Below are 24,949 nucleotides of genomic sequence, written 5' to 3' on the forward strand. Positions count from 1 at the left end.
TCGGTCTGTTATTGGGTGCTTACATTAGAACTTGTATAATAAATTTATCAACAACAGTTGACGAATATCCCAAAAAAACGGCGCTTCCAACGTCGTTTTTATCATCAAAATTGTTGTAATCACTTTCGATTTAAAACATCACATAAACATAAAACTAAACATTAAAACAATCGACGTGCACCAGTCTTTGAAATTACGCTTAGCTCACCATACGTGGGAACTCCATCAACGTAATATAATTTATGACCGGTGAACGTATTTAGATGTTGCAGTACAAAATCAAGCTTCTCAGCACCGTAACTCAACCTAAAAGCATATGCATTTTCCGGTGCAACCACCACCCCCTCTGATCCTGCTTGCGTAATATTCAAATGCTGAACATCGTCAGCCTTACCAATCACCGTAAAATTAACATAGTAGTCTTCAAAAGGTTGTTCGATTTTAATTTTAGATGTGATCGATTTTTCGTTGTACCTTGGCGAATAATCTTGTTGGTAAACGCCAATCGCACTCTCTTCTGAGGTAAACAACTGATACTTATCATGCGCAGCATTAAGCACCGCTTCATGCGCCGATTTGATGTCTACATTAACCTTCTGATCAAATACCCAATTACTTGATGCAATATGTTTTCCACCGTTTCGGACAACGTCAATCACTACCAAAGTGCTTCTCTCAGCTAACCATGTCACATATCGCGTACGATATAAATCACCATCTGAATTAAGTGTGATTAATTTATACGCATCCATCCCGTCAACATGCTTCACTTCGTTCCCAACTGGGATTGCAACGGACTTAAATTTCCATGAATCCTTGGGCACAATTGGATACTGCCCGTCGACCAATACAACATTATGCGAAACACCGGATTTCAAACTTCTTCTAATTTCAGAATCGACGTAGGTGTATCTTCCTGGATCAATCAGCAGTTGATCGCCATTGAGCATTAAATCAATTTGACCATTCGAAGCATGTCCATGACCACTGCCGAGATTCCCGTTAAAGACGTGAAGATAGTCGTTATTCTTCTTATTAAAAAAGTTTCCTGAAACAAAAGCATCTAGTCTTCCTTCAACGTGGCGTTCTTTCACTTCGGCATCTTGGTGGTAGTAAAACATTGAAGTTAGAAAATCAATTTTTCCATTTAAATCTTCTTCATGAAGCATGTTCCAAGCTGAATTAAATAAATCCCTGGTAGGTACCGCATCCGTATCGCCTTGTTGCAATAATTTTCCGTCAGGAAGCATCTGGTACTCAAACGCATTCAACATCCGTGACAAAATTTGTTCAATTTGTCCATCCAAATTCAAGCGTGCTTCCTTGTAGGAACCGAAAACGCACAGTGCGCTTCGAAATACCTCAATAAAGTATAGGGGTGACTGTTCCCAGTGCATCCCTTCATCATCAACCTGAACTTGCATCTCGGTCACAAAGCGTTGCATCGTCCAATCAATTAATTCTGGCTTAACAACGTTGCGGTTAACGGCATCAAACGTCAAAACGCCCGTCGTTATTAAAACACCCCAATTACTTAGGTCATACTTGTCGATATAATTATCCTTTAAATATTGGACCTGATCGTTAACAACTGCTTTTAATGTTTGTAGCTCGACCCCCGACAACAAATGGTTCTTTTTTAAAATATCAACTGCTGAAGCCCAATTTAATAGTCGAATTCCAGTATCAATTGTTCGCCATGTCGTATATTTTGCGTCTAAGTTATCATAATTATTTTCAATCCAATTAAAAATGTAGTATTTAACCTTTTCTAGGTACTTTACATTCCTGGTTTCTAAATATGAGTAAATTAAATCTTGCAAATACTCTTGACGCTTAAGCACAAACAACCACTCTGGATCCCCGTTTGGTGATACCTGCCAGTCCGTCAATTGATACTTTTCAGGTGAGGGCTCCATGTTATACACATGTTGAAATACAAATTCATTTTTCATCAAGAGTTCCGAATTATCTAGATAATCATCGTGATAGGTAAAGGATCTACTATTGATTAATTTTTCAACAATTTGCCAGTTCATTTACTGTCTCCTAGTTTATTTACAATTCCAAATTTATTGAGCTCAACTTCAACATTCTCAGCAATTCGTACTTTGTAAAATTCCCCATCGATACCAGTAATCTGACCTTTAATGCCATCCGACAAAACAATCGTATCTCCGGTTGATAAACTGTTATAGAACCGCTGTAATTTTTCCTGCGCGTTACGCATGTTCTTACGTTTTGCTAAGGGAATCAGGACCACGTACACAATTAAAACTACGACTAACGCTGCTATGATAAGATAGTTCATCAGATAAACCCTTCTTCTATGTCATCTTCTTCAAAAGACGTTTTATTAGGCGTTACCATTGTTAGCTTATTTGATTCAGCAATCACATGTTCGAAGGTTTCAACAATATTGTCTGGATTCAATTGATCCATACTATTCTTTAAATAAACATCCAAAACAACGTTCATTGAAACGCTTGATAGAATATATTGATTTTCTCTTTGCGCATCTAAAATTAATTCTGCCGTAATTTGGTAAGGTGCGCCCCCCGTCATATCGGCAAAAACAATCACATTGGGATGTTCTTCTAAATATTTTTTTACCTCATCATGAAATTGGTCGTGCGTCGTATTTTGATCAAGATTAAAGCGTGTAATATCCCCCTCACAACCAACTAATAACTTCATTGCTGATTCGACCCCATCTGGAAAGTTTCCATGGCCAACAATACAAACATCATACTTCATAACAACAATTCCCCTTCTAATTCACGTTTTCGATATTATGGTTTTAGTAATCCAATCGCTGATAAAGCAATTCCTAAAACTAATAGTAATAAAATGATCTTATAAACTGTCCACTTTTTCTTCGTGATTAACCAGTAAACGAAATAAATCAAAATAACTGGCAGCATGTACGGCATGATTTTATCTAGGAAGCTTTGGATCGCTACAACCTGCGTCTTCCCCTTAATCGATGTTGTATACTGGAGAGCCAAGTTGACTTTAACAAAGGAAACAGAAAGTCCGGCGATAACGGTTAAACCAATTGTAGTTGCAATATCGGCAATTGCAGCCATCTGGTCGCTAAGCGTGTCGATGATGCTCGTTCCGACTTTCCAGCCCAGATATCCCATTAGACAACGTACACCAAATGTAATTGCAACCAAGCACGCAATAAATATTAGTGGTGCAAATGTCATTCCTTCTAGTGCAAGTGAAGCAAAAATTGTTGAGAACAATGGTGCTAACGCAAACTGCGATAAAGCATCCCCAATTCCGGCAAGTGGTCCCATCAACGCCATCTTAACCGCACGAACATCATCTTCATCTTGTCCGCTATCATACATTGCAAGCATTAAGCTAGAAACAAATGGGTACGGTTGTGGATTGGTGTTATAAAATTCCAAGTTTGAGACGGCTACTCGACGAAACTCGCTTTCATCGTCTTTATAAATCTTACGAAGCTGTGGCCAAATGGTCTTCAGCATCCCGGTTCCTTGCATATTTCCATAATTTTGAGCATTTTGGAGATAGTATGATCGTAAGACCGAAACTGCATAATCTTTTTTTGTTAATACTGGTGTTCTAGATGCCATCTTCAAATCCTCCATCTTCTACATCATTATTTCCATCATTTTTAACTGCCTTTTTACCGTTAAAGTAGTTGTTAAATGCAAGTACCGCTCCGACAAATGCTAGACCAATTACTGGCATCTTTAAGTACGCCACACAAACGTATCCCAAAATAATTGCAGGGATGTATTCTTTTTTAATCATTGTGCTCAAGATAAGTGCAAAACCAACGGCAGGTAGTAGTCCACCGGCAACTGACAATCCGTTCATCAACCAGGTTGGAATCGCGTTAACGAATACTCTTAATGCTGATGTACTTAATGTTGCTGCGAAACCAAACACAAACGCGAAGAGCATAAATCCATACAACGTAAAGTTAGACATCCATTGGTATTTACGATATTTACCTTCCATAATTGCTTTTTTAGCCATTTCCATCGAACCGGAGTTGATCGTGAAAATAAATGTAATCACAAATGGAACGATAATTGCGAATGGGTATGAAAGTGTTAAAGCTGCACTAGGGGTTAGTCCCTTAATCGAAATTGCCATAATTGTACCGACAATCCCTGGTCCTAATGGGTTAGGAGGCGTTGATCCACCAGGGCCTACACCGAATCCCATAAATGCTAATTCTGCTGTTGCTCCAAAAATTACTGCAGTTTGTAAATCACCTAAAATAAGTCCAACACCAAATGAGATAAATAACGCCCTGTTAGTATAGTTTCCCCATACTTGACCCGCAAAACAGAAGAGAGCCCACAAACCAATTAAAAATGCTTGCATAACTGTAAAAGTCATATTAATTTCCTCCAATTTTGTCTAATGTTCTCTTAGATAACCGTTCAAATCGTAATCAGAACCTACTTCGTTTCCAATTGGCGTTGTTCTAGTATTGAAATCAACCCCATAATCACTTTGTAACTTCTTTAATGCGCTAATATCTTCTGCATCAACGGAAATGAAATTCGTTAATTTGGTTTTCCCTTCCTTGAAGTGAATATTACCAACGTTGACCTCTTTCATTGGAACTCCGCCTTCTGCCAGTCGTAGTACGTCTGTAGCAGTTTTAACAATGATAAAGATTGATTGCCGTGGTGAAGCCTTAAAGATTTTATCAATCGTTTCTTGGATGGAGAAGAAGCGTACTCCAATTGAGTCAGGCATTAGTGATTTCATTAATGTTTGTTGAATTTTACTTGTGGCCACCTCATCGTTTGCGACGATTACCAGGTTTACCCCTAAATTTGAAATCCATAAACGTCCTTGTCCGTGAATTAATCTTTCATCTAAGCGAATTGCTTTAATGTTTGGTTCTGTCATAATAAATTCCTCCTACCAATTTACCAATATAATTGCCAATCTTTATAAAAACGAATTAACGCTTCCAAATAGAAATAATCTCCCCAAGTGTTTCCCTCATCGACTCCTTTACCTGAATGCCATGAGTAAACTCCGTGGTTTAACAGTGGGGCACCATCATAGGCCGTCTTTTGACTATAATTTTCAATCAATGAGCTCATCATACTGTGCATTGCGTACGTATAAACCAACTTATTTGGATCCGTTTCTGGTAAGCTCTTCAACATCTCTGCCATTCCACATACCGCAATTGCTCCGGCAGAGGAATCACGGGGCTGGTTATCACCATCGTTAAAGATTAGATCCCAATAAGGAACGTTGTCTTTTGGCAAGCGATTCAAAAAGTAATTCGTTACCTGCTCGAACCGGTCTAAATCGGTTGGTCCTTTAATGTACTTGTAATGCAACGGAATTCCATAAACTGCCCAAGCTTGACCGCGTGCCCAACTTGAATCGTCTGAATATCCTTGATGAGTTGCTCCATGTAATGGCTTTCCTGTTTCTTTATCGAAGAAATACGTGTGGAATGTTGATCCATCTTCTCGAATCACCGTGTCTAAAGCATTTTTATAATGCGACTCTGCCATTTCTATGTAGCTTTGTTTGTGACCTTCGTTTCCGGCCCAGTATAAAAGTGGAATATTAAGTAGCGCATCAATTATCAGTCGATAATTACTGTCATCTCCCTTTTTCCCCCATGCTTGGATGAAACCACCATTCTTTTGAAATCTGGTGGTTAACTGCTTCGCGGCTTCCATTGACGAATAGTAAGCGTTTTCATTTTTGGTTAATTTAAAAGCGCTCACGCACGAAGGGATGTATAGGAATCCTAAATCATGATGATCCACCATGATTTTTTGATCAATTCTCGTTTTAAAAGATTCAACGTCACGCATTGCCGCGTTTAGGTATTTCTCATCATTTGTGTATTCGTACGCCAACCACAGCATTCCTGTCCAAAAGCCGTTTGTCCATTCTGTGTTATCCATTTTGGGATAAATACCATCTTTACTTGCAGGAGTTGGATACTCATCTCCAAAATAATCCATGTTTTTATCTATAATTGATAACGCATTTTTAATTGCGGCTTCTAACTTTTCCTTTATAACTAAACCATTATTGAAAAATCTTTGGGCGTTTACTAACTTTTCGGTTGTCATTGGTGTTCCTTTCTGTTTGATTTCTTATTTGGAAACTGAGTTTCTTTATTTTTAGCACACACTTAATATACCTTTTTGAAAGCGCTTTATCAAGAGTTTTTTTAGAGTTTCTACAAAACTTCTTCGATTTGATTTTTGGTTGAAACGACTAAGCGTTTAATATCTTCAAAAGTTTCTTCATCCACCCGGTACTCAGGTACACTAACGCTAAAAGCACCCAATGTTACACCACGTTTTACGATGCTGGCGCCAATGCAGACGACTTCCTTTTGATTTTCTCCCCATTCGGTTGAGAAATTTTGTTTCTTAATTTCTTTTAATTGCACCATCAGTTGATCGACACTAGTAATTGTATTCTCCGTCAGGGCGGCTAATTGATGCGTTGCAAAGTACTCCTTTAGCTCCTCGTCGGTTTTATTAGCAAGCAGTGCTTTTCCCATCGAAGAACTATACATGTCCATACTTCCACCAATACTTGAATTAAGATGGATTGCTTGTGTGCTTTCTAATTTTTCAAGGAAAACCACCTTTGAATTATCTTCAATTCCCAGATTGATCGTTTCGTTCGTCACTTTTTGAAGTTCCGTTAAAAATGGTTTCGTTACTTGAATAAGATTAAAATCTTTCCGCGCTTTTTCACCGTAGGCCACCATTGTTGGTCCGATAAAATACCTTTTATCGTCCTCATTTCGCCGAATCATTCCCGTTAACTGCATTGTATTGAGAACTTTTAGCGTTGTTGACTTAGATTCATTGACGCCTTCCGAAATTTCTTTTAACGTCAATCCTTCTTCATAGTTTAATAATTCATCTAATATTGATTTAGCACGTAACAGCACCGTACCATATGCTTTTTGTTCGCCCATCTTCTCATTCCTAAATGTTACCTTCCGAACACCTCGAATTCGGTGAGTGCTGGGAAGGTCGACATGTCTTTATCTTTAATTAACTTGGTCAGTTTTATCCAACTAACCGTTCTTTCTTGAAAGCCAAAGAACTGTTCTTCCTTAGTTTTTTTAGGATAAATTATCTCCTTATCACCATTAGAAAACTCTAAAGTGGCCTCGATCCAATGACTATCATGCGGATAATCTGCCCTTAAAACCAATCCGACTTTATCCATTGTAACTTTTCGTCCGAAATCAATTTTAATTTCTGCATCATCCTGCGCATTAATTCCCCATGATTGATATGGATAATTGCCATGACTTTCGTTAGCTAGCATACCATCAATGGCGTTTTTGGCGTAAAAGACCGATTCTCCCCTTGTCTCCGCATTTGCCGTGGCATGCGGAAAAGCTGCCAACTGGGGATCATGTTGATCATGACTATTTACAGCAATATTTCGATATTCTGATATTTCGCCATCTGTGGCATATCGCGCACGCAAATAATGTGCTTTTCCTAGAAATGCCCCATCCGGATACGGCCATTCCCTTTGAATATTAAATGGTATTTTATATTCCCAATCCTTTTTTGTTAGGTAGATTAATGCCGGACTCAGTGCCGAATCCAGTTGCACTACAATGTACACTGGTGTACTTTCAACACTAACTCTTACTCGATCGCCAAATGCGTAAGGATGATGCGGATCAAGAAAAACCTTTTCAGCATTCTCGGACTGTTTTAATACATTATCTTTATCATCTAAAAGTGTCAACTTTATGTTTCGCATTTTTAACCTCGCTCCATAAATTTAGATAATTGATCTCTCGTTGGATATCCGTCATTATCGCCAGGGCTTTGAACAGCCAAGGCTCCAATTGCACATCCACGTTTAACGGCATCCTCATACGTCAAGCCATCCATAAGGCCGGAAATCAATCCTACGGCGAAACCATCTCCAGCTCCAACTGTATCAATCACTTGATCCACCTTAAATCCTGAAATAATCTGATCTAATCCCGTCTTATTTTTAATTAACGCTCCATCCGGTCCAATTTTTACAATTACCGTGTCTGTAATCTCACTTTGATTCAAATAAAAATCAGCAATTGTTTCTGGGTCAGATGATCCAACTAAAATTTTGCCTTCATTGGTTCCGGGTAAAATAATATTAGCCTTTGCTGCAAGCTGATTCAAAATCTTTTTCATATACTCTTCTGATGACCACAGTTGCACCCTAATGTTTGGATCAAACGTTGTTCTGATATTATTCTTAATCGCTTTTTCCAACATTGTTTCCGTTGTAATTCGTCCTTCTTCTGATATACCAGCCATAATTCCAGAAGTATGAATATGCTCAATCTCAGATAAATCAATTTTATTCAAATTATTTACATCATAGTGACTGGCTGCTGAACCCTTACGATAATAGAAAATTTCGGGATCACCGTGATCGACCCGTTGTTTAAAGTAAAAGCCAGTTGGGTACTGTTCCATCACATCGATAAAATCAGTTCCGATTTTGGCATCTTTGATATCTTGCATAATCGATGTTCCAAAAGGATCCTTTCCAACGGCAGTAACATATTCTGTAGGTAATCCTAATCTAGAAACCCCAACGGCAACATTCAGTTCCGCGCCAGCTAAAAATCTAGTGTAGTGCTTCGTCTCTGATAGAGATGCATTTAAATCTTCTGAGCTAAATACAGAAAGTGGTTCTCCAATTGTTAGAAATTTTTTCATAATAATTATCTCCATTAAAAAATGACCGATTTCTCGGTCATTAGAATATTTATCTTACTAGGTATCCACCATCAACCGCAAGAATATGACCGTTAACATAATCAGATGCTTTACTTGCTAGAAATACTGCTACTCCCATTAATTCATGTGGTTCTGCCCAGTGTCCAGCTGGAATACGATCAAGGATTTCCTTATTGCGGGCTTCATCTGCCCGAATTGGTGCCGTATTAGCCGTCTTAATATAACCGGGTGCGATGGCATTAACTTGAATATTATAAGCACCCAATTCACTGGCGAATGCTTTGGTTAATCCAGCGACCGCATGCTTCGATGCGGTATAAGAAGGAATAAACTTACCACCTTGAAACGATAACATTGAACCAATGTTGATAATCTTACCGGATTTTTGTTTAGCCATTACTTTGGCAACCGCCATTGACATATGGTAAACCGCATTTAAGTTAATGTTGATTACCATATCCCAGTCGGTATCTTTTGATTCTAAAAGGGGATTACGACGGATCATTCCGGCGTTATTAATCAAAACGTCGATATGTCCATAAGTGTCCATTGCTTTTTGAACTACTTCTTCTGGAACTCCTGGCTTAGTCAAATCAACGTCCATGAATTCCACTTTACGGCCGCGTTTTTCAATCATTGCGCGCGTTTCATCCCATTCGGCAGTTCCAAAAGTTGGAATAAAAATATCTGCCCCAGCTTCGGCTAAAGCGACTGCGTAACCTTGTCCTAAACCAGTATTACCACCCGTGATCATCGCTACTTTGCCTGTTAAATCAAAAAAGTTCATTTTAAACTGATCTAAAGCTGCTTCATTTTTCTTAATTTCTTCTTGTGATTGTTCCATGTTAGACACTCCTAATCTTTATTTAAGTTCGTCCATTGGTACTGCATCCATGTCATCATACGTTTGATTTTCACCACACATAGCCCAGATGAAAGCATAGTTAGTGGTTCCTACACCACAATGAATTGACCAACTTGGATTAACTACGGCCTGCTCATTGTTTAAAACGATGTGCTTAGTCTCATCAGGTTTACCCATGTAATGGAAAACACGCGTATCTTCGGCACCAAATTCAAGGTACATGTACGTTTCCATCCGACGAGCATGCGTATGTGCTGGCATTGTGTTCCAAGATGAGCCTGGTTCAAGTACCGTGTATCCCATTTGCAATTGACACGTATCCATTTGTGAAGCATCGATATACTTGTAAATGGTACGTTTGTTCATGTGTTCTTGATCACCAATTGGCATTGCCAAAGCATCGGCAAACGGTAATTTCTTATTTGGATATGTTTTATGCGCAGGTGTCGAAACTACATAAAACTTAGCTGGATCTTGCGGATCCTTCGACTCAAATAGAACTTGCTTTGTGCCCATTCCGATATAATATCCATCGTGTTTAACCATTGTCTCTGGGGTACCATCGATTGTGATAATCCCTTCGCCACCAATGTTAATAACTCCTAATTCGCGACGTTGAAGGAAATAATCAACGCCTAGATCTTTATCTAATTGAATTTCCATCGCGGCATCGGTCGGTGTTACTCCACCAAAGATCATCCGATCATTGTAAGTATAAGTAAGTAAGATATCTCCTGGATTAAAAATCTTCTCCATCAAAAATTGATCTCTCATTTGTTCAGTTGAATAATTTTTAATATCCTCCGGACTGTGCGCATAGTTTGTTACCATCGAAAAAGCCATCTTTTATCCTCCTAAAATTATTTCTTGATAGGAAACTGGATATCCTATAAGTAAATCACAAGTACAATATACATAACTATTTTTTAAAAAGCAAGCGCTTTCAAAAAATAAAATAATAAAAAATAAAGCGCTTGCAGATATAATTGAAAGCGCTATAATAAATCCTGAATTTTACAAATAAAACAGGGGTGAGTTAAATGCAAAGAGTTGAAACATTAGAAAAAATTGAAAAAACAGGTGTTGTTGCAGTTGTTCGAGGAGCAAGTAAAGAAGAAGCATACAAAGCAGCTGTTGCCTGTATTGACGGTGGCGTAAAGGGCATTGAGTTAACATTTACCGCACCACAAGCCGACCAAATCATCGCTGAATTAAAAGAAGAATACAAGGATGATAAAGAAGCTTGCATTGGTGCTGGAACCGTCTTAGATCCCGTCACGGCTAGAATTGCAATCATGGCTGGCGCTGAATTTATTGTGAGTCCTTCTTTTGATAAAGAAGTTGCCAAGTTATGTAATTTATACCAAATTCCTTACATGCCTGGCTGCATGACTATCACTGAAATGCAAACGGCAATGTCATATGGCTCAGATATTGTTAAGATCTTCCCTGGCAGCGTCGTCGGGCAAGGATTTGTATCAGCCGTTAAAGCTCCGCTACCACATGCCAACATTATGCCAACTGGTGGCGTTAATCTTGAAAATATGCACGAATGGTTTGAAAAAGGAGTCGTTGTTGTTGGTGCCGGTAGTAATTTAGTTGGTCCAGCAGCGCAAGGCGACTTTGAACAAGTTAAGTTAAACGCCCAAGCATACCACGAAGAACTGGTCCGTATTAAAAGCTTAGGATAAATCGGGAATTAATTATAATAAACAAAAAATGAAGTTCGATTGAACTTCATTTTTTGTTTGCCATATCCCGGTAATATTATCGTAGCTTGAAACAAGACATATCTTTTAGTATTTATTTTCACGCTGTTTACCTAGCATTACTAAACCAGTTAATCCCCAGTGTTAGGTATCGACCAGTGGCGATCTCTAATCCATTTGTTAAAGATGAAAAGCTACCAATTGCATGATCATCGTCCAGTTGTGAAATATATAATTCCAAATATCTAAGATGGGCTGGATATTCATATATTTTATGATTGGTTCGATAAAGAGTTTCTAAACAATCAATCAAACTTTCCATCGTCCAATTACGTAAACGGCGATTATATTTTCTGACCATCTTCGTATGAATTTTAATAACAAAATTTTCATAGTCTTTAAGTTCTGAAATATCATTAAGCATTGGGAAATGTTTTTTCAAATTTTCAATCTCTATGTTAGCTTTTTTTAATTCTAAATCTAATTGATGCTGATTAAGCTTTTTGGATAATTTAATTTGTTTCGGTCGCCACTGCGTCATTCTTTCAACAACCGTTGATTTATTAGTCCAATCTAAATCTGCTAAAATCTCGGTTGCCTTTTTTACGTTAATCGTATGATTAGGTTTCGAAAAAATTTCATCCGCCTTTTTCCAAATCGAAATCTTCTTCGTTGACCGATCTTTATCAAATCCAATCTGATCAGTAATCATTGATAAGATTGCATCATTTCCTTCTTTCAACACTTCCCGATACTGATTATCCGTAATCAATTCTTGATCTTGACAAAATTTCATGAATTGATGAAACACCTTAGAAAGGTTGATTACACCATTTAAATTTAAATCTAATGCAATGACAAAATTAAACACGTAGCTCAATTCATAGGTTCTCGCCTTTGATGCCGGCCAATTCATCGCATAATCTAAAATTTGACTACCTACTTCTTTTGGTCCACTAAAAAACGAGTATGCTAAGAATAGTTGTGACTTACTATGTTTTTTATATATTTTTTCAATAAATTGATTAAAATCAATATGTGAATTTTGTGAAAATAGGTATGAATCTTCATCCCTCAATAAACGAATAGGATCATTTTGCAAGAATTCGGTTATCCTTAAGGGCGCTTCAGGATAATCATCGTCAAAATTATCATCTTCAATCAGATCATTTAATGCACTTTCAAATAATTCTTCAACCAATTTGGGACGTTTTTCAGAAACCCTTTCCAACATGCGATCGACTAAATCTTGACTATCCATCACTAAATGATGTTTTGCTAAATACGAAGCTAAATTAATCGTCATTTTTAATATCTGAATTAGATCTTTTTTTCGATCAACCATTTCACTAATAACACTCGTAATCGAATCCCCAAGAGAATACGCCGTAGTTTGCCATAATGATCGATTAAAAAACTTCCGCTGAACCGTGATAATTAGCTTTACTAAAGCATCAATTATCATGGCTTTATCATGCTCCAAGCCGGATGTTACCAAATTTAGATACGGCTGCACCTTTCGTATATCTTTTGATAGTTCTACTTCGTCCATTCTTGACGGCACTGGTTTTCTAACCGTTTTTAAATTTTGAATCTTTTCAAATATTATTTGCTCATCTTTATCCATAAAAGTAACTCCTAATTGATTTTATGCTTATTGTATCAAACAAATTGAACATTCAATTTCTAAGATCGTCACTTTTATCCTTTTGGCAGGAACGTATTATAATACCAGTGAGCACAAGTCAAAATTAACCGCTATTATTCAGGAGGTCGATCATGTCAATTCATCAAAATAACATCTTCTCCAATACGCTTCATCAATACGTTCACGTTAATGTGATTCTTCCGGAGCCAATGGGCGATCACAAGCAGGTTAAAACCCAGTTTGTCCGTGGCAATCACCGGCTTCCGACGCTCTGGCTTTTACACGGACTCAGCGGTGATGCCATGTCGTGGCTTCGAAATACGAATATCGAGCACTACGCTTCTGAACTGGGGCTGGCGGTCGTAATGCCTGAAACGCAACGTGGATTTTATACTAATATTAAAGATGGACCGCAATATTGGGACTTCTTGACCAAAGAACTTGTTGAAAGAATGCGATTTATTTTCCCATTATCCGATAATCCCTCAGAAAACTTCTTAATGGGAACCTCAATGGGGGGCTACGCTGTTTTAAAATGGGGATTAAGTGTCCCTCAAAAATTTAATTCGATTGTCGCATTTTCTCCAGTCGCCGATCTGATTGATTGGCGTGATCATCACCACGACTTAATGCCAGATTTTAGTTTTGTTTTCCATGATTTGAACATTGAAGAAGCACCGCTTAACATTAATGCGCTCTTAAAACAGCTCGATCCCGCCGATAATCAATTGAAAGTTTTTATGTCGACCGGCACAACTGATTTTCTCCGTGACATGGATTTAAAGTTTAAAATTAAATTTGAGCAAAAGTTATCTGATCGCTTTACCTGGGACGAACAAAGCGGTGGTCACAATTGGACGCTATGGAATTCAGAATTGCCAGTAGCGATGAATTGGCTGAAACAAAATATGTAATAATTACTAAAGGAGCCATGACAACCGTTTTGTCGTGACTCCTTTTTCTACATATTTATTGTCATAATCGAAACGAAAATCAGCCCCTTAATCCTCACGTTGAATTTCAATTACCCGTGGATCTTCAGCTATTTTTAGTAAAACGGTGTCAATATCCTGTTTACTAGTCAGAATGCCTTCCAAATCACCCGTAATTCGATTCTCCGTCACGTTATTAATTGAAAAATTATTACTTAAAAAGCCCACATCATTAAAAATATTTTGAATAGTTGTTAGCGATCCACTTTCATTCTGTAAAATAACTCGAAAATGAAAATGTTTTCGTTTCAATAAATATTTAAGAAAAAAGCTGTCTCTAAATAGATACTGCGAAGCTACAATCAAAATCGACGCAACGATTGCAATGAAATATAACCCCGAGCCAACGGCCATTCCGACTGCGGCAGTCGCCCATACTCCGGCAGCCGTGGTTAATCCATTTACACCATCCCCTCGAACTAGAATGGTTCCAGCTCCAATAAAACTAATTCCACTAATAATTTGAGCAGCAATTCGCGACGGATCAAGCTCGATTCCCCTATTCATCAACAAATCATAAAAACCATATTTAGAAATCAGCATGGCCAACGCTGCTCCCAATGCCACAATTACGTGCGTTCGAATTCCAGCATTTTTTAATCTGGCTGAACGCTCGTATCCAACAAACGCACCACAAACCGCAGCAACAATTAAACGCAGACTCCATTCTGCATATAACATTGTTAAAAGCTCTCCTTTCTAATTGATACCATTCGATTCTTCTTCAAATAAATTCTAACACTATTTGTTTTAAAGATTGCTATGGATGGCGTCCCAAACTTGTTCATTCTTAAAATTCTGGTGGAACCTATCTTCAATCTTCGGCTTAGTAAAAAAGTCCCGATAAATTAAATTTATCAAGACTTTAATCCAATTCAATCTGCACTTTTTATTGATCAAAATTTTCTGAAATAATTTTTTTAGACTCTGCTAGGCGCGTGGCATTACTATCAAAGTTTTTTGTTATATACGTGTAGTACAGTAAATCAACCACGTATAACTGAGCCATTAGTGATGTGGTTGCTGCCGTTCGCAAAGTCCCACTTTCGCCGCTATCGTCATGGGTTAATATAATTGTACTTTTTTTAGCAATCGCGCTGTCAGGTGCGTGCGTAATTGTAATTACCGGAACTCCGAGCGATTTTGCAGCATTCGCTAAGCGCAACCCCTCGCTTGTTTCACCCGAATTGGAAATTATTAGTAGTGCTGAGTTTGTGTCAATCATCCCCACCGCAATCAAATGGGTATCCAAAGTTTGTGCAACCGGTTTTCCAACCCGAATAAACTTCTGTTGAAAATCTGATGCGACTAAATTAGAAGCTCCCAGTCCGTATGCGTAAATATTGTCCGCTTTGTCAATGATCTCCGCCGCATTTTGGACCGCATCTGTGCTTAAAACCTGATTTGTTTGCCCAATCGCGTGACTTATCCGAAACTCCATTTTATGTTTCATCGTTTCTAAATCATCTGACGGATCGACTTCAGTAAATAGTGTATCATCCAGCTTTACTTCGGCCGAAAGTCGGATTTTTAATCCAGGTAATCCATCTTCACAGACCTCTTTTGCCAGACGAACCACGGTTGCCGCGCTCACTTGAGCTCGGTGCGATATTTCATCGGCACTCATTTGAATCGTGTCCTGTGGATGATCAATTATGAACTGCGCTACCTTCCGTTCCGATTTAGAGAAACTTTCAAGTTTATTGTTTAAAGTAAATAAAATGCTCTTCATTTCAATCCCCTTTATCCGCCAATAATACGGTTAACTTTGCAATCAATTATAACAAAAGAAAGGACCGGAAAAATTTCCGAGCCCTTCCATTGCCTCAATTAAAAATAAATTATTGAACCTTATTATCCATTAATACGGAATTGGCTTCAACCTTATCCCCTAGTTCGACTTTACTAATTTCATATTCGATTGAATTTGTGACAATCGTCATCGTTGTTGGATCCAATTTTGAATCAATGATTCCTTGCCAATCGACGCTCCCCAATATGTCGCCTTGTTTTACCAAGTCGCCCACTTTAACGTCAATATTAAAGAATTTACCATTGAGTTTAACGGTGTCAATTCCAATATGAACTAAAACTTCTTCACCAATTTCATTAATAAAACCAATCGCGTGCTTTGTTTCAGCGATCATTGTAACTTTTCCGTTGACCGGAGAATATATCTTTGAATCCATATTCGGAATTACAGCTACCGTCTTGCCCATTACTTCTTGAGCCATCATTGGATCATTGACGGCATCAATTGCGACACGCGTTCCAGCTACGGGTGTTGTAATCGTGGCCGTCTTTAGATTTGAATCGATTACTGATGCATTATCATCTTGAACTTCAGCGGCGTCTTCTTCACCAACCATCGCATCTTTAGGAATTCCAAAGAAGTAAGTTGCGACAAATCCACCAGCGTATCCGGCCAATATCCCCAAAATATAAGCCATTACTCGTCCACTAGTGATTAATGGAATTAGTGCAAGTCCAGAAGGTCCAATCGCAATTGCACCAACGTGGCCCAAGCCACCAACGACTGCCCCACCAATTCCTCCACCAATACATGCTGTGATGAATGGTCGACCTAATGGTAAAGTAACCCCGTAAATCAGTGGCTCACCAATTCCTAAAATTCCAACCGGAAGAGCACCTTTAATCATATTTGTTAGTTGTTTGTTTTTACGACATTTAATCCAGAGCGCTACAGCAGCTCCAACTTGTCCAGCACCCGCCATTGCTAAAATTGGAAGCAACGGTGTTGAACCCGTCTTATTGATCATTTCAATATGAATCGGTGTAAGAATCTGGTGTAGTCCAAACATTACCATTGGTAGGAACAAAGCCCCTAAGGCAAAACCAGAAAATGCCCCGCCAATGTTCAAAATCCAGTTAATTGCGCCAACCAATGAGCTTGAAATTACTCCGGCCACTGGCATAACAATGAAAATTGTAAATACTCCAATCAGAAGTAACGAAATTGCCGGTGTGACAATGATATCAATTGCATCAGGAACCCACTTATGTAATTGTTTTTCGATTAGTGAAAGAACCCAAACGGCAAAAATTACCCCAATAATACCACCTTGACCGGCACTCATCGCCTGACCGTTGAAGATATTATGTAACGGCGCATTGATATCCATTCCTGGTAGCAAAGTTACCGCTCCAATTACACCACCGAGACCAGCTGTTGCCCCAAATTCGGTTGCAGCGTTAATTCCGACGTAAATTGCAAGGTACGAGAATACTCCGTTTTGAATAAACTTTAAAATTGTAACAAAATCTGTATAGCTTTTGCTGATATCTCCGGCAACGATCAAGTTTGACATTACCGCAGCAACACCACCAATTAATCCAGCCCCAACAAATGCTGGAATTAACGGAATGAAGATGTTTGAGATTGACTTCAATACACGTTTAATCGGTGTTTGTTTTTGTTTTGCTTTTTGAGCTGCCTTAACTTCTGCTGCTTTTGCTTCAACGATTTCCTTATCGGTCATCCCTGTTGTATCCATCTTGGCACTTGGAAATGGCTCACCAAGCTTAACGCCCACTTCTTTAACCATTTCGTCAGCAACTTTATTAACCGTCCCCGGACCAACAATTACTTGCAAGGTCTCATCGTCAACAACACCCATTACGCCGTCAATTTTCTTTAAGCCTTCCATATCGACTTTACTATCATCTTTAATCGTCATTCGGACACGAGTCATACAGTGAATTAGCTTTTCAACGTTTTCTGTTCCACCAACTTCACTATAAATTTCCTGTGAAATTCTTTTAATTTTTTCTTCTGGTGTCTCTGCCATTTGATTTTACCTCCACTAATCGATTGTTTTACGAACAAAGCCCTTCGCTTTTGCAAGGCGTTCTTTTGCTTCGTCTAAATCAACGCCCGTTAAAATCATCACAATTGCCAGTTTTACATTTTCATCCGCTTTTTCGAACATTTCGCTGGCTAGTTCATAATCTGCATCAGTTGCTTCCATGATGATGCGTTTTGAACGTTCAACTAATTTGGCATTAGTTGGTTTAACATCCACCATTAAATTCTTATAAACTTTTCCAATCCCGATCATTGAAACGGTCGACAACATATTTAAAACAAGTTTTTGAGCAGTTCCTGATTTTAATCGAGTTGAACCCGTTAAAACTTCTGGGCCAACCGGAACTTCAATTTGGATGTCAGCATGTTGGCTAATTTCGGCATGGTCGTTACAGGCCAAGCTAATCGTTGCTGCACCAACTTCCTTTGCGTAATCCAACCCACCAATTACATATGGGGTTCGACCGCTTGCTGCAATTCCAACTACCGTATCTTTATCAGTTAAGCCGTGTGCCTTCAAATCTTCTATTCCCAATTCTTTGGAATCTTCAGCACCTTCAACGGCAACCGTCATCGCTTTCATATCTCCAGCAATTAATCCTTGAACCATCTCAGGATCCGTTCCAAATGTTGGCACACATTCCGCAGCATCTAACACACCTAAACGTCCACTTGTTCCAGCTCCGATATAAAATAAGCGACCATCGCGGTTAAAGTTAGCAACAATTTGGTCAACGGCTTTTGTAATATCAGGAAGTGCTTTGCTAACACTCTTAGCCACCGTTTGATCCTCTTCGTTCATCACCTTTAATACTTCTGCAGTTGATAATTCATCCAAATTCATTGTTTTTTCATTTCGTGTTTCCGTCGTTAACTTGCTTAAGTCAATCATCAATAATTCCTCCGTGTATCCGTTTTCATTCGTTGAAATTATTGTAACCCATAAGAAATTATATTTCAACTTTTATTTTAAATTACCGTTTTTTATTGAAATGCCATTTCATTTTCGAGCTTGAATCGCAATTCCGATTAGCATTAATGCGATCCCCGTCACTAGTAACGGAATTCCCCGTTGAACAACGTAAATAATGATCAACGCCAATCCCGTTAAAATAAACGTCCGACTTCTTAGTGGCTTCATAAGTATCACCTCTTTCTAAATGGTATATATCATAAATATATCATATTACTAAGAAACCTATTTCTCAATTTAAACATTGGTATATACATATATTTTTTCAAAAAAATATATATTGACGTACTCGGCAAGAAAGCATTTACACCGGTTACCGTTTAAAAATAATACTTGTTATCGATTTTTTTATTTGGTAATATTCTACGTATTATATCTTGACAATTAATTTATTTGCGGAGGATAAACATTTAGTATGGAACTACAACTGAACTACTATGATCAATTTCAGCAGCTCAGCTCTCAACAAACTTTTTCGGACAACTGCATTGAAGAGTGGAACTTACCCCTGATTCCCAATGCCAGAATCTATGGTGAAACTACTATTTATATGCACGACATTAGTAAGTGGCGAATTCCAGGTAATACCTTGATTATTGATACCGATCGGCCACCGCATACCGCCAATCAGTCTACTCGAAAATTAATTCGTGATTTTTTGCGATCCCAGCCCTGTCGTGATATTTTCGTTCGAATGATGACCGATCATCTTGGCATCACCCATTCCCGACCAATTGTTTTTGGCACTTTTCGTTCTGTGCCTCTGAGTGGAACAACGCGCGGATTATCAGATTGGGTCTTCGTCCATCATCTAAAAGATTTGTACACCGATCCCGAAGACGACTCGTTCACAATGCTAAATTTCGATTGTAACGGCCGCCATTTACAACTACGTGTTCCGTTCACCGAAACCTCCATTAGCAAAAAATTAATGAAAGCAACACAAATTTCAAAATTCACCTATACATTGCTCGATAGTTTTGCGACGATCTTTGGAATGTCAGTGATTAAACCTGAAGATGAAGTCACCTTTCAAATCGATCATCGTCTTAAAAATATCGAAATTCCTGAAATGGCGATCGAAGAAGTCCTTGTAGACCTTTTAGCTCACCTGTTCACTATCTCCAGCGAAATTGTTCTCGACGACCCAATTCTATCGACCAGTGCTGCCAAAAAAATTTTAATGGATCCACCCTCCGATTTATGGCGCATATAAAAGGAAAAACTTTGCCCCCACTATGGGAAAAACAGTATAATAGTATATAATTACTTGTAGAAATCGATTATTTAACCTATATCATTTACGTTGACTAATCTTGGGGGATTTTACTTATGAAGCAAACAATATCGAGATGGATTGAAAGTTTTAAAAATTGGCTTAATCCACGCGATCCGTATCATGATCAATATGTCGACGACGAATTATACCGTGGTCGGCGAACGGTTAAGCGTCGTAAAAAGTCGATTTTAGTTCGACGCTATATCACCTTAATTGGCGGAATTCTTCTAGTTCTACTAGTTGTTGGCGGTGCCGTTTGGGGATTCAACCGTGTCTCTTATTCGCGTGAAGTTAGTTCTATTCAAACTCAAATTGATAACATTTATACGGATAACCGACATGCCGACGTAAAGTCTTCTGTGACGCAGAACTCATTGGATAAAATTAAAACTGATATTAGCAAGTTACATAATGGTAAGAAGACATCGAAATTATCCAACCAGCTTTCATCTGCACAATCGGCATTTGACGTTCGCTCAGACTATAACAAGCTCTTTAACAGCCAAACCCGAGTTGGTCTAAAGGTAACGACTAAAAAAGTCGACACCCAACTTTCTTCGGTTAAGTCTGCCGACCTAACTAGTTCGTTCAAAAACAACTACGTTAAGCGGTTGGATTCGGTTCGAAAAATTGTGGAAACAGCGGATAAACTTGGCAAACGCTACGATGCGATCATTAAGGCACACGATAACAACCAAACCATCCAAGTGGCAACTATCGAAGCCTTAATTAAGGATATGAGTAAAAATCAAAAATCACAAAAAACGGTTGATGAACAAACCAAATTGATTAGTTTAAAGACCATCGTTAATAAAGAAAACAAGCAGGCCGAACAAGAGGCCCAAGCGGCAGCGGCGGCAGCTGAAAAAGCAGCGGCGGAAAAAGCAGCAGCTGAGGCAGCCGAATCTTCGTCCAAGGCGGCTTCTAAATCCGCTTCAAAAGCGGCTTCTGAATCGGCAGCGGCAGAATCCAGTGCTGAAGCCGCAGCTGAGCAATCGGCGGCGGAGTCAGCAGCGGCAGCTTCTAGCTCCAGTTCTGATACAAGCGCTTCGTACTACGGCGGCAATGGTGGTATTGGTAGCAGCAACAATGGCAATAGCGGCGCCGGTTTATACGGTGGCTACAATGCTAACGGAGTAAATGGCGGCGGTACCAGCACCGGCAGTTACTAAATCAAAACAAGTGATGAAATCCTGATTAGGATGATCAATACCCAGAAGTTAATTTTCCATTTTAACTTCTGGGTATTTTTTTAAACCTTTTTCCTGATCATTACATATTACTCTCTTAACGATTTGTTTTACGGATCGGTTATTTGTTTTATATCTGCAAAATTGAATCGTGATCGAATATACTCTAAAAATCAAAAAAGAAACCAATTCGAAAGTGAACTGATTTCTTTACGAAGTTTTTATCAACATCATTAGCTTTCCTTTTGATTATCTGCCCATTTTTCAGCCTGACTAATTCCAATTGGGATGGCACGTTCTTCTTTATATCCCTCGTCTAATAGAGCATTCACAATTTCAATTGCTTTATTTCGAACTTTTTCTGATAAATTTTTCATAGAATCTGGATAATCATTCTTTGACCATGGCATCTAAATCACCTCCTTTCTTTTGTATTTAGCATTTTAATATAATAAAATGTTTCTATAAAGTAAAAGGCGCTAGTTATATAAACGTCTTCAAAGGAGGGCCGAACCCATGGGATCTAAAAAAATTAATCTAAAAATTGAAAAGTTCAGTAATCTACAATCGCTGTCCGCCCGTATTGCTCAATATAATTTTCCAACTAACATTACGGCTGGTATGGAAACACCCGTTGTTTTTCCTCGAACGATTGATTTTAAAAATGAAGATCAACTCCGAACTTGCATCGTTGGGCTGTGTAATCTTAAAGTAACCACTCAGGCTGATAATTATAAAGTACTCTTAGATCCTTTTCTGATTGCCTCTAATGATACCGAACTCGTCTTCTTTATTCACGAAAGCTCACACAATGAAAAAGAAATCTATGAACTAATTAATGCCCACAGTTACGATTCGCACGAAGCGGTCATCGCGGCCTTTTTACTTCAAATTTATTCTAACTATCGCACCAAGTTGTCACATATTAAAGACCAATTGGAACAGTTAGAGGCCAATTCATCTCAAACGACTAAAAATGAAGAACTAATTCAGCTTAAAAATATCAAAAAAGATACAGTAATCCTAGAACATACGCTAGAAACCCAGCATCAAGCATTGGAACACCTATTCAAACTTGATGAATTTTCTAAGAATTTGACTGATCAAACGGTAATCTACAATATAAAAACCGCTGAGCGTCAAATCACCAAACTAGTTGAAGTTTATCGCGATTTAATCGACGCTATCAGCGGTCTTTTTTCTGACATTATGAGTAATCACCTGAACCACTTAATGAAATATCTCGATTCGGCCGCATTGGTCATTTCCATTCCCACGCTGATTGCTGGACTCTGGGGAATGAATACCGGTGGCCTTCCTGGACGTCATTCGGAACAGGGCTTTTTACTGATGCTTCTTGTCAGTGGTGTTTTTACAATTGTCGCATGGATCATTCTTCGTTTTAAAAAATTTAACGATTAATCACCACTTTCGTCCGTCTCCAATAAATACTTCAAATCATCAATTTGGCCCTTTAGCTCGGTTCCAATCGTTGTATCAGCAATGTTACGACGTGGTAAATCACGGTCAATGATCCGCTTTAAACTTGTGGACTGGGCTTTTGATTCGTACAAATCGTCGATTCCCTTAAACGGCATGTGTGTAACAATCTGGAACCCATATGAATTATTGATTAACGTATACCCGGCAATTCCGGTTGCTTTTTGGTACGCTTTAGACAGTCCACCATCAATCACAATAATCTGACCGCCACCCTTAATTGGCGATTCACCTTTACCAGCCTTGACCGGGGTGTGGCCATTGATGATATAGCTTGTATGCTCGTCTAAACCAAATTTATTTAAAATGTAATATGCGGTTGATAATCGATCTCGAAGCTTGAAGTACGGATTATCGCCTTCTTTATGGGTTTCTTTATCGCTAATAAAGTACCGTTCAAAAGTTGTCATGGCGGTTCGACCAAATAACGGCGATTTTTTCCCAATCCAGCAATACCACATTAAATCCGTATCATTATTTTCAGAACTTCCACGCTTATTCACTGCCGCTCGAATATGTTTTTCAAAAAAGTTTAAAAGGTCTTTTCCTTCATATGATTTGTTTTGATACTTAAAACTATCAAAATCACCATCTTCTGTTAGAGGCACACATCCGTGATACAGGAGGTTGTTATTATAAATTAAATACATGCTCCCCTTTTTTAAAACAAAGTTCATATGAACTTTAATTTTAGGTGAATGTCGGAAAGAATAACTCAAGCTTTGAATAACCGATTGTTCCTCACCCGTTAATTGATCGGGATGCTCTGGGTCGACCGTTTGAAAGGCCGCGTGTTCTAATGGGTAGCTCTTTCCATTTATCTGCACTTTTCCAGTTTGGACCTGATCCAAAAAGAGACGATCATCCATATCAAAATCAGGTTGGCGTTTAATAATCTGGCTCTCTAGTTTAAACTGAATGACAATCAATGCTTGATGCACTTTCGATAGCAGGTCCAAGTCCTTTTGAGTAAAGTTTCCCGTTTTTGGATAAAAATATGGATCGGCATCGTAATGTTGGTCAGCAAAAGTGAACAACGAACGTAAATTAATTCCGTATTGGCGCTCCAAATCAAAGATATAGCCATAACGCGTGGCAATCCGGAATAGCGTGGCGATACATGCTTGAGATCCGGCAAAACCTCCCAGCCATAGCACATCGTGGTTGCCCCACTGAAAATCTAGCGAGTGCGTGTTTTCAAGAAGTTCCAGCACTTCATTTGATTTCCGCCCACGGTCAAAAACATCACCCACAATGTGAATATGATCAATCACCAATTTTTGAATCGTTCTCGCTAAGCTCTGAATCAAATCCTGAGCACGGTTTAGTTCGATTACCTTACTAATAATCTGTTCATAATACTTTTGCTTATTTTTTGGATTCCCCTCAACATACAGCAGTTCTTCAATAATATACGCGTACTTTTTAGGTAAACTTTTCCGGACTTTCGACCGTGAATATTTACTAGCACAATATTGCATTACTTCAATCAAACGCGAGATCATTGTAAAGTACCAAGTGATTAGCTCATCATCCTGCAGTTTTAATTGCATTTTTTCCAGTGCATATTTAGGATATGCAATGATAAAATTTAGCTCATTTTTATCATTGGTATCCATATCTGGAAAACGTAAATTAATCTTCTCGCTAATAATTCCGGCGCCCGTTTTCAAGATATGGTTTAACCCATCATATTCTCCATGGATATCACTAACAAAGTACTCTGTGCCCTTTGGAAGGTTTAAAATTGCTTCCAAGTTAACGATTTCCGTAACAATTTCATCTTCGTCATTAAATTCTTTTCTTAGTTCATCAAAATACTTTTCTTTATACATTGGTATATACCCTTTTTAGATAAATTTTAAAATCAACATCTTGATAATAACATAAATTAAATCGCTTACAAGCAATTACGTTATTTTTAACAGGACTCGCCTTCGATACCGTCGATAATTAATCTGCTTTAAAATAAAAAAAGTTACGACAAAACTCTGGTTTGTCGTAACTTTTCTATTCAGGATCCATGATGCAGACCAAATCTAGCGATTGCCAAATTAATGAACATAAATCTAAGTTTAAAATTTATGCTAGAATGGCTTTCGAAATTTTCCTGTCTTCTGCCATGTTATGTCCGGAATTATTTTTTCAATAATTAATTAAACATTTTAGCTAATTTTTCATCAACGGGTGTTGCAGTTACTGCTAACACTT

24 protein-coding genes and 1 pseudogene are annotated in these 24,949 nt (G+C 38.4%); 5 read left to right on the forward strand and 20 right to left on the reverse strand.

Translation table 11 applies throughout. From position 1 onward, the window contains the following. Window positions 1-161: 161 nt before the first annotated feature. From IV81_RS08070 to kduI, 12 genes are all read right to left on the reverse strand, one after another. A complete protein-coding gene (locus IV81_RS08070) occupies window positions 162-2,039 on the reverse strand; it encodes a heparinase II/III domain-containing protein (protein WP_057804068.1) in 1,878 nt (625 codons plus the stop codon). Next, window positions 2,036-2,311: a preprotein translocase subunit YajC gene (locus IV81_RS08075; protein ID WP_057804071.1), complete on the reverse strand. Its 276-nt coding sequence runs from the start codon at window positions 2,309-2,311 to the stop codon at window positions 2,036-2,038. The genes IV81_RS08070 and IV81_RS08075 overlap by 4 nt, the downstream gene beginning before the upstream one ends. Beyond that, window positions 2,311-2,757: a PTS sugar transporter subunit IIA domain-containing protein gene (locus IV81_RS08080; RefSeq protein WP_057804073.1), complete on the reverse strand. Its 447-nt coding sequence runs from the start codon at window positions 2,755-2,757 to the stop codon at window positions 2,311-2,313. Before IV81_RS08080 ends, IV81_RS08075 begins: the two co-directional genes overlap by 1 nt. A gap of 35 nt (window positions 2,758-2,792) precedes the next feature. Further along, window positions 2,793-3,608 (reverse strand): PTS system mannose/fructose/sorbose family transporter subunit IID, encoded by an 816-nt coding sequence (locus IV81_RS08085; protein WP_057804075.1) that lies wholly within the window; start codon window positions 3,606-3,608, stop codon window positions 2,793-2,795. Further along, window positions 3,598-4,386 carry a PTS mannose/fructose/sorbose/N-acetylgalactosamine transporter subunit IIC gene (locus IV81_RS08090; protein ID WP_057804077.1) on the reverse strand — a complete coding sequence of 263 codons (789 nt, stop codon included), beginning with the start codon at window positions 4,384-4,386 and terminating at the stop codon, window positions 3,598-3,600. Before IV81_RS08090 ends, IV81_RS08085 begins: the two co-directional genes overlap by 11 nt. Before the next feature lie 21 nt (window positions 4,387-4,407). Continuing rightward, window positions 4,408-4,908, reverse strand: coding sequence for a PTS sugar transporter subunit IIB (locus IV81_RS08095; RefSeq protein WP_057804079.1), 501 nt, complete (start codon window positions 4,906-4,908; stop codon window positions 4,408-4,410). A gap of 20 nt (window positions 4,909-4,928) precedes the next feature. Beyond that, a complete protein-coding gene (locus IV81_RS08100; RefSeq protein ID WP_057804081.1) occupies window positions 4,929-6,107 on the reverse strand; it encodes a glycoside hydrolase family 88 protein in 1,179 nt (392 codons plus the stop codon). A 110-nt stretch (window positions 6,108-6,217) separates the two neighbouring features. Next, window positions 6,218-6,973 carry an IclR family transcriptional regulator gene (locus tag IV81_RS08105; protein WP_057804083.1) on the reverse strand — a complete coding sequence of 252 codons (756 nt, stop codon included), beginning with the start codon at window positions 6,971-6,973 and terminating at the stop codon, window positions 6,218-6,220. Window positions 6,974-6,990: 17 nt separating this feature from the next. Next, on the reverse strand, window positions 6,991-7,782 hold the full coding sequence (locus tag IV81_RS08110) for a hypothetical protein (protein ID WP_057804084.1): 792 nt from the start codon (window positions 7,780-7,782) through the stop codon (window positions 6,991-6,993). Window positions 7,783-7,784: 2 nt separating this feature from the next. Continuing rightward, window positions 7,785-8,735 (reverse strand): sugar kinase, encoded by a 951-nt coding sequence (locus IV81_RS08115; protein WP_057804086.1) that lies wholly within the window; start codon window positions 8,733-8,735, stop codon window positions 7,785-7,787. Window positions 8,736-8,784: 49 nt separating this feature from the next. After that, window positions 8,785-9,600 (reverse strand): 2-dehydro-3-deoxy-D-gluconate 5-dehydrogenase KduD, encoded by an 816-nt coding sequence (gene kduD / locus IV81_RS08120; RefSeq protein WP_420848351.1) that lies wholly within the window; start codon window positions 9,598-9,600, stop codon window positions 8,785-8,787. Window positions 9,601-9,618: 18 nt separating this feature from the next. Continuing rightward, on the reverse strand, window positions 9,619-10,464 hold the full coding sequence (gene kduI, locus IV81_RS08125; protein ID WP_057804090.1) for a 5-dehydro-4-deoxy-D-glucuronate isomerase: 846 nt from the start codon (window positions 10,462-10,464) through the stop codon (window positions 9,619-9,621). A 197-nt stretch (window positions 10,465-10,661) separates the two neighbouring features. On the opposite strand from kduI, the gene IV81_RS08130 reads away from it, so the two are divergent. Next, window positions 10,662-11,312, forward strand: coding sequence for a bifunctional 4-hydroxy-2-oxoglutarate aldolase/2-dehydro-3-deoxy-phosphogluconate aldolase (locus tag IV81_RS08130; RefSeq protein ID WP_057804092.1), 651 nt, complete (start codon window positions 10,662-10,664; stop codon window positions 11,310-11,312). Window positions 11,313-11,439: 127 nt separating this feature from the next. Here IV81_RS08130 and IV81_RS08135 read toward each other — a convergent pair whose 3' ends face one another. Continuing rightward, window positions 11,440-12,957 carry a hypothetical protein gene (locus IV81_RS08135; protein WP_057804094.1) on the reverse strand — a complete coding sequence of 506 codons (1,518 nt, stop codon included), beginning with the start codon at window positions 12,955-12,957 and terminating at the stop codon, window positions 11,440-11,442. A 152-nt stretch (window positions 12,958-13,109) separates the two neighbouring features. Here IV81_RS08135 and IV81_RS08140 point away from each other — a divergent pair, with 152 nt between their 5' ends. After that, entirely contained in the window at window positions 13,110-13,892 is a 783-nt protein-coding gene (locus IV81_RS08140) for an alpha/beta hydrolase (RefSeq protein ID WP_057804096.1), read from the forward strand. 87 nt (window positions 13,893-13,979) lie between these two features. Here IV81_RS08140 and IV81_RS08145 read toward each other — a convergent pair whose 3' ends face one another. From IV81_RS08145 to IV81_RS09315, 5 genes are all read right to left on the reverse strand, one after another. Beyond that, window positions 13,980-14,651: an MgtC/SapB family protein gene (locus tag IV81_RS08145; protein ID WP_057804098.1), complete on the reverse strand. Its 672-nt coding sequence runs from the start codon at window positions 14,649-14,651 to the stop codon at window positions 13,980-13,982. Window positions 14,652-14,859: 208 nt separating this feature from the next. Beyond that, window positions 14,860-15,702 carry a MurR/RpiR family transcriptional regulator gene (locus IV81_RS08150; RefSeq protein WP_057804099.1) on the reverse strand — a complete coding sequence of 281 codons (843 nt, stop codon included), beginning with the start codon at window positions 15,700-15,702 and terminating at the stop codon, window positions 14,860-14,862. A gap of 109 nt (window positions 15,703-15,811) precedes the next feature. After that, the gene (locus IV81_RS08155) at window positions 15,812-17,779 is read right to left on the reverse strand and encodes a glucose PTS transporter subunit IIA (RefSeq protein ID WP_057804101.1); all 1,968 of its coding nucleotides are present in this window, start codon (window positions 17,777-17,779) and stop codon (window positions 15,812-15,814) included. A gap of 15 nt (window positions 17,780-17,794) precedes the next feature. After that, window positions 17,795-18,691 carry an N-acetylmuramic acid 6-phosphate etherase gene (gene murQ, locus IV81_RS08160; protein WP_269083945.1) on the reverse strand — a complete coding sequence of 299 codons (897 nt, stop codon included), beginning with the start codon at window positions 18,689-18,691 and terminating at the stop codon, window positions 17,795-17,797. Between the two features lie 105 nt (window positions 18,692-18,796). Then, entirely contained in the window at window positions 18,797-18,937 is a 141-nt protein-coding gene (locus IV81_RS09315) for a hypothetical protein (RefSeq protein WP_157059764.1), read from the reverse strand. A gap of 247 nt (window positions 18,938-19,184) precedes the next feature. Between IV81_RS09315 and IV81_RS08165 the strand changes: the two genes are divergently transcribed. After that, window positions 19,185-19,985: a hypothetical protein gene (locus IV81_RS08165; protein WP_057804103.1), complete on the forward strand. Its 801-nt coding sequence runs from the start codon at window positions 19,185-19,187 to the stop codon at window positions 19,983-19,985. 116 nt (window positions 19,986-20,101) lie between these two features. Beyond that, window positions 20,102-21,220 carry a hypothetical protein gene (locus IV81_RS08170; protein ID WP_057804105.1) on the forward strand — a complete coding sequence of 373 codons (1,119 nt, stop codon included), beginning with the start codon at window positions 20,102-20,104 and terminating at the stop codon, window positions 21,218-21,220. Between the two features lie 275 nt (window positions 21,221-21,495). Here IV81_RS08170 and IV81_RS09405 read toward each other — a convergent pair. Continuing rightward, a pseudogene (locus tag IV81_RS09405) lies at window positions 21,496-21,648 on the reverse strand (DUF2188 domain-containing protein); the annotation flags it as partial. A 106-nt stretch (window positions 21,649-21,754) separates the two neighbouring features. Between IV81_RS09405 and IV81_RS08175 the strand changes: the two are divergent. Continuing rightward, the gene (locus tag IV81_RS08175) at window positions 21,755-22,660 is read left to right on the forward strand and encodes a magnesium transporter CorA family protein (protein ID WP_057804106.1); all 906 of its coding nucleotides are present in this window, start codon (window positions 21,755-21,757) and stop codon (window positions 22,658-22,660) included. Here the strand turns inward: IV81_RS08175 and IV81_RS08180 are convergent. Beyond that, window positions 22,657-24,573, reverse strand: a complete 1,917-nt coding sequence (locus IV81_RS08180) for a fructose-1,6-bisphosphatase (RefSeq protein WP_057804108.1) — start codon at window positions 24,571-24,573, stop codon at window positions 22,657-22,659. The two genes, IV81_RS08175 and IV81_RS08180, sit on opposite strands and share 4 nt — an antisense overlap. Window positions 24,574-24,949: the final 376 nt, after the last annotated feature.

It is taken from the genome of Pediococcus stilesii (assembly GCF_001437075.1).
Taxonomy (GTDB): Bacteria; Bacillota; Bacilli; order Lactobacillales; family Lactobacillaceae; genus Pediococcus; species Pediococcus stilesii.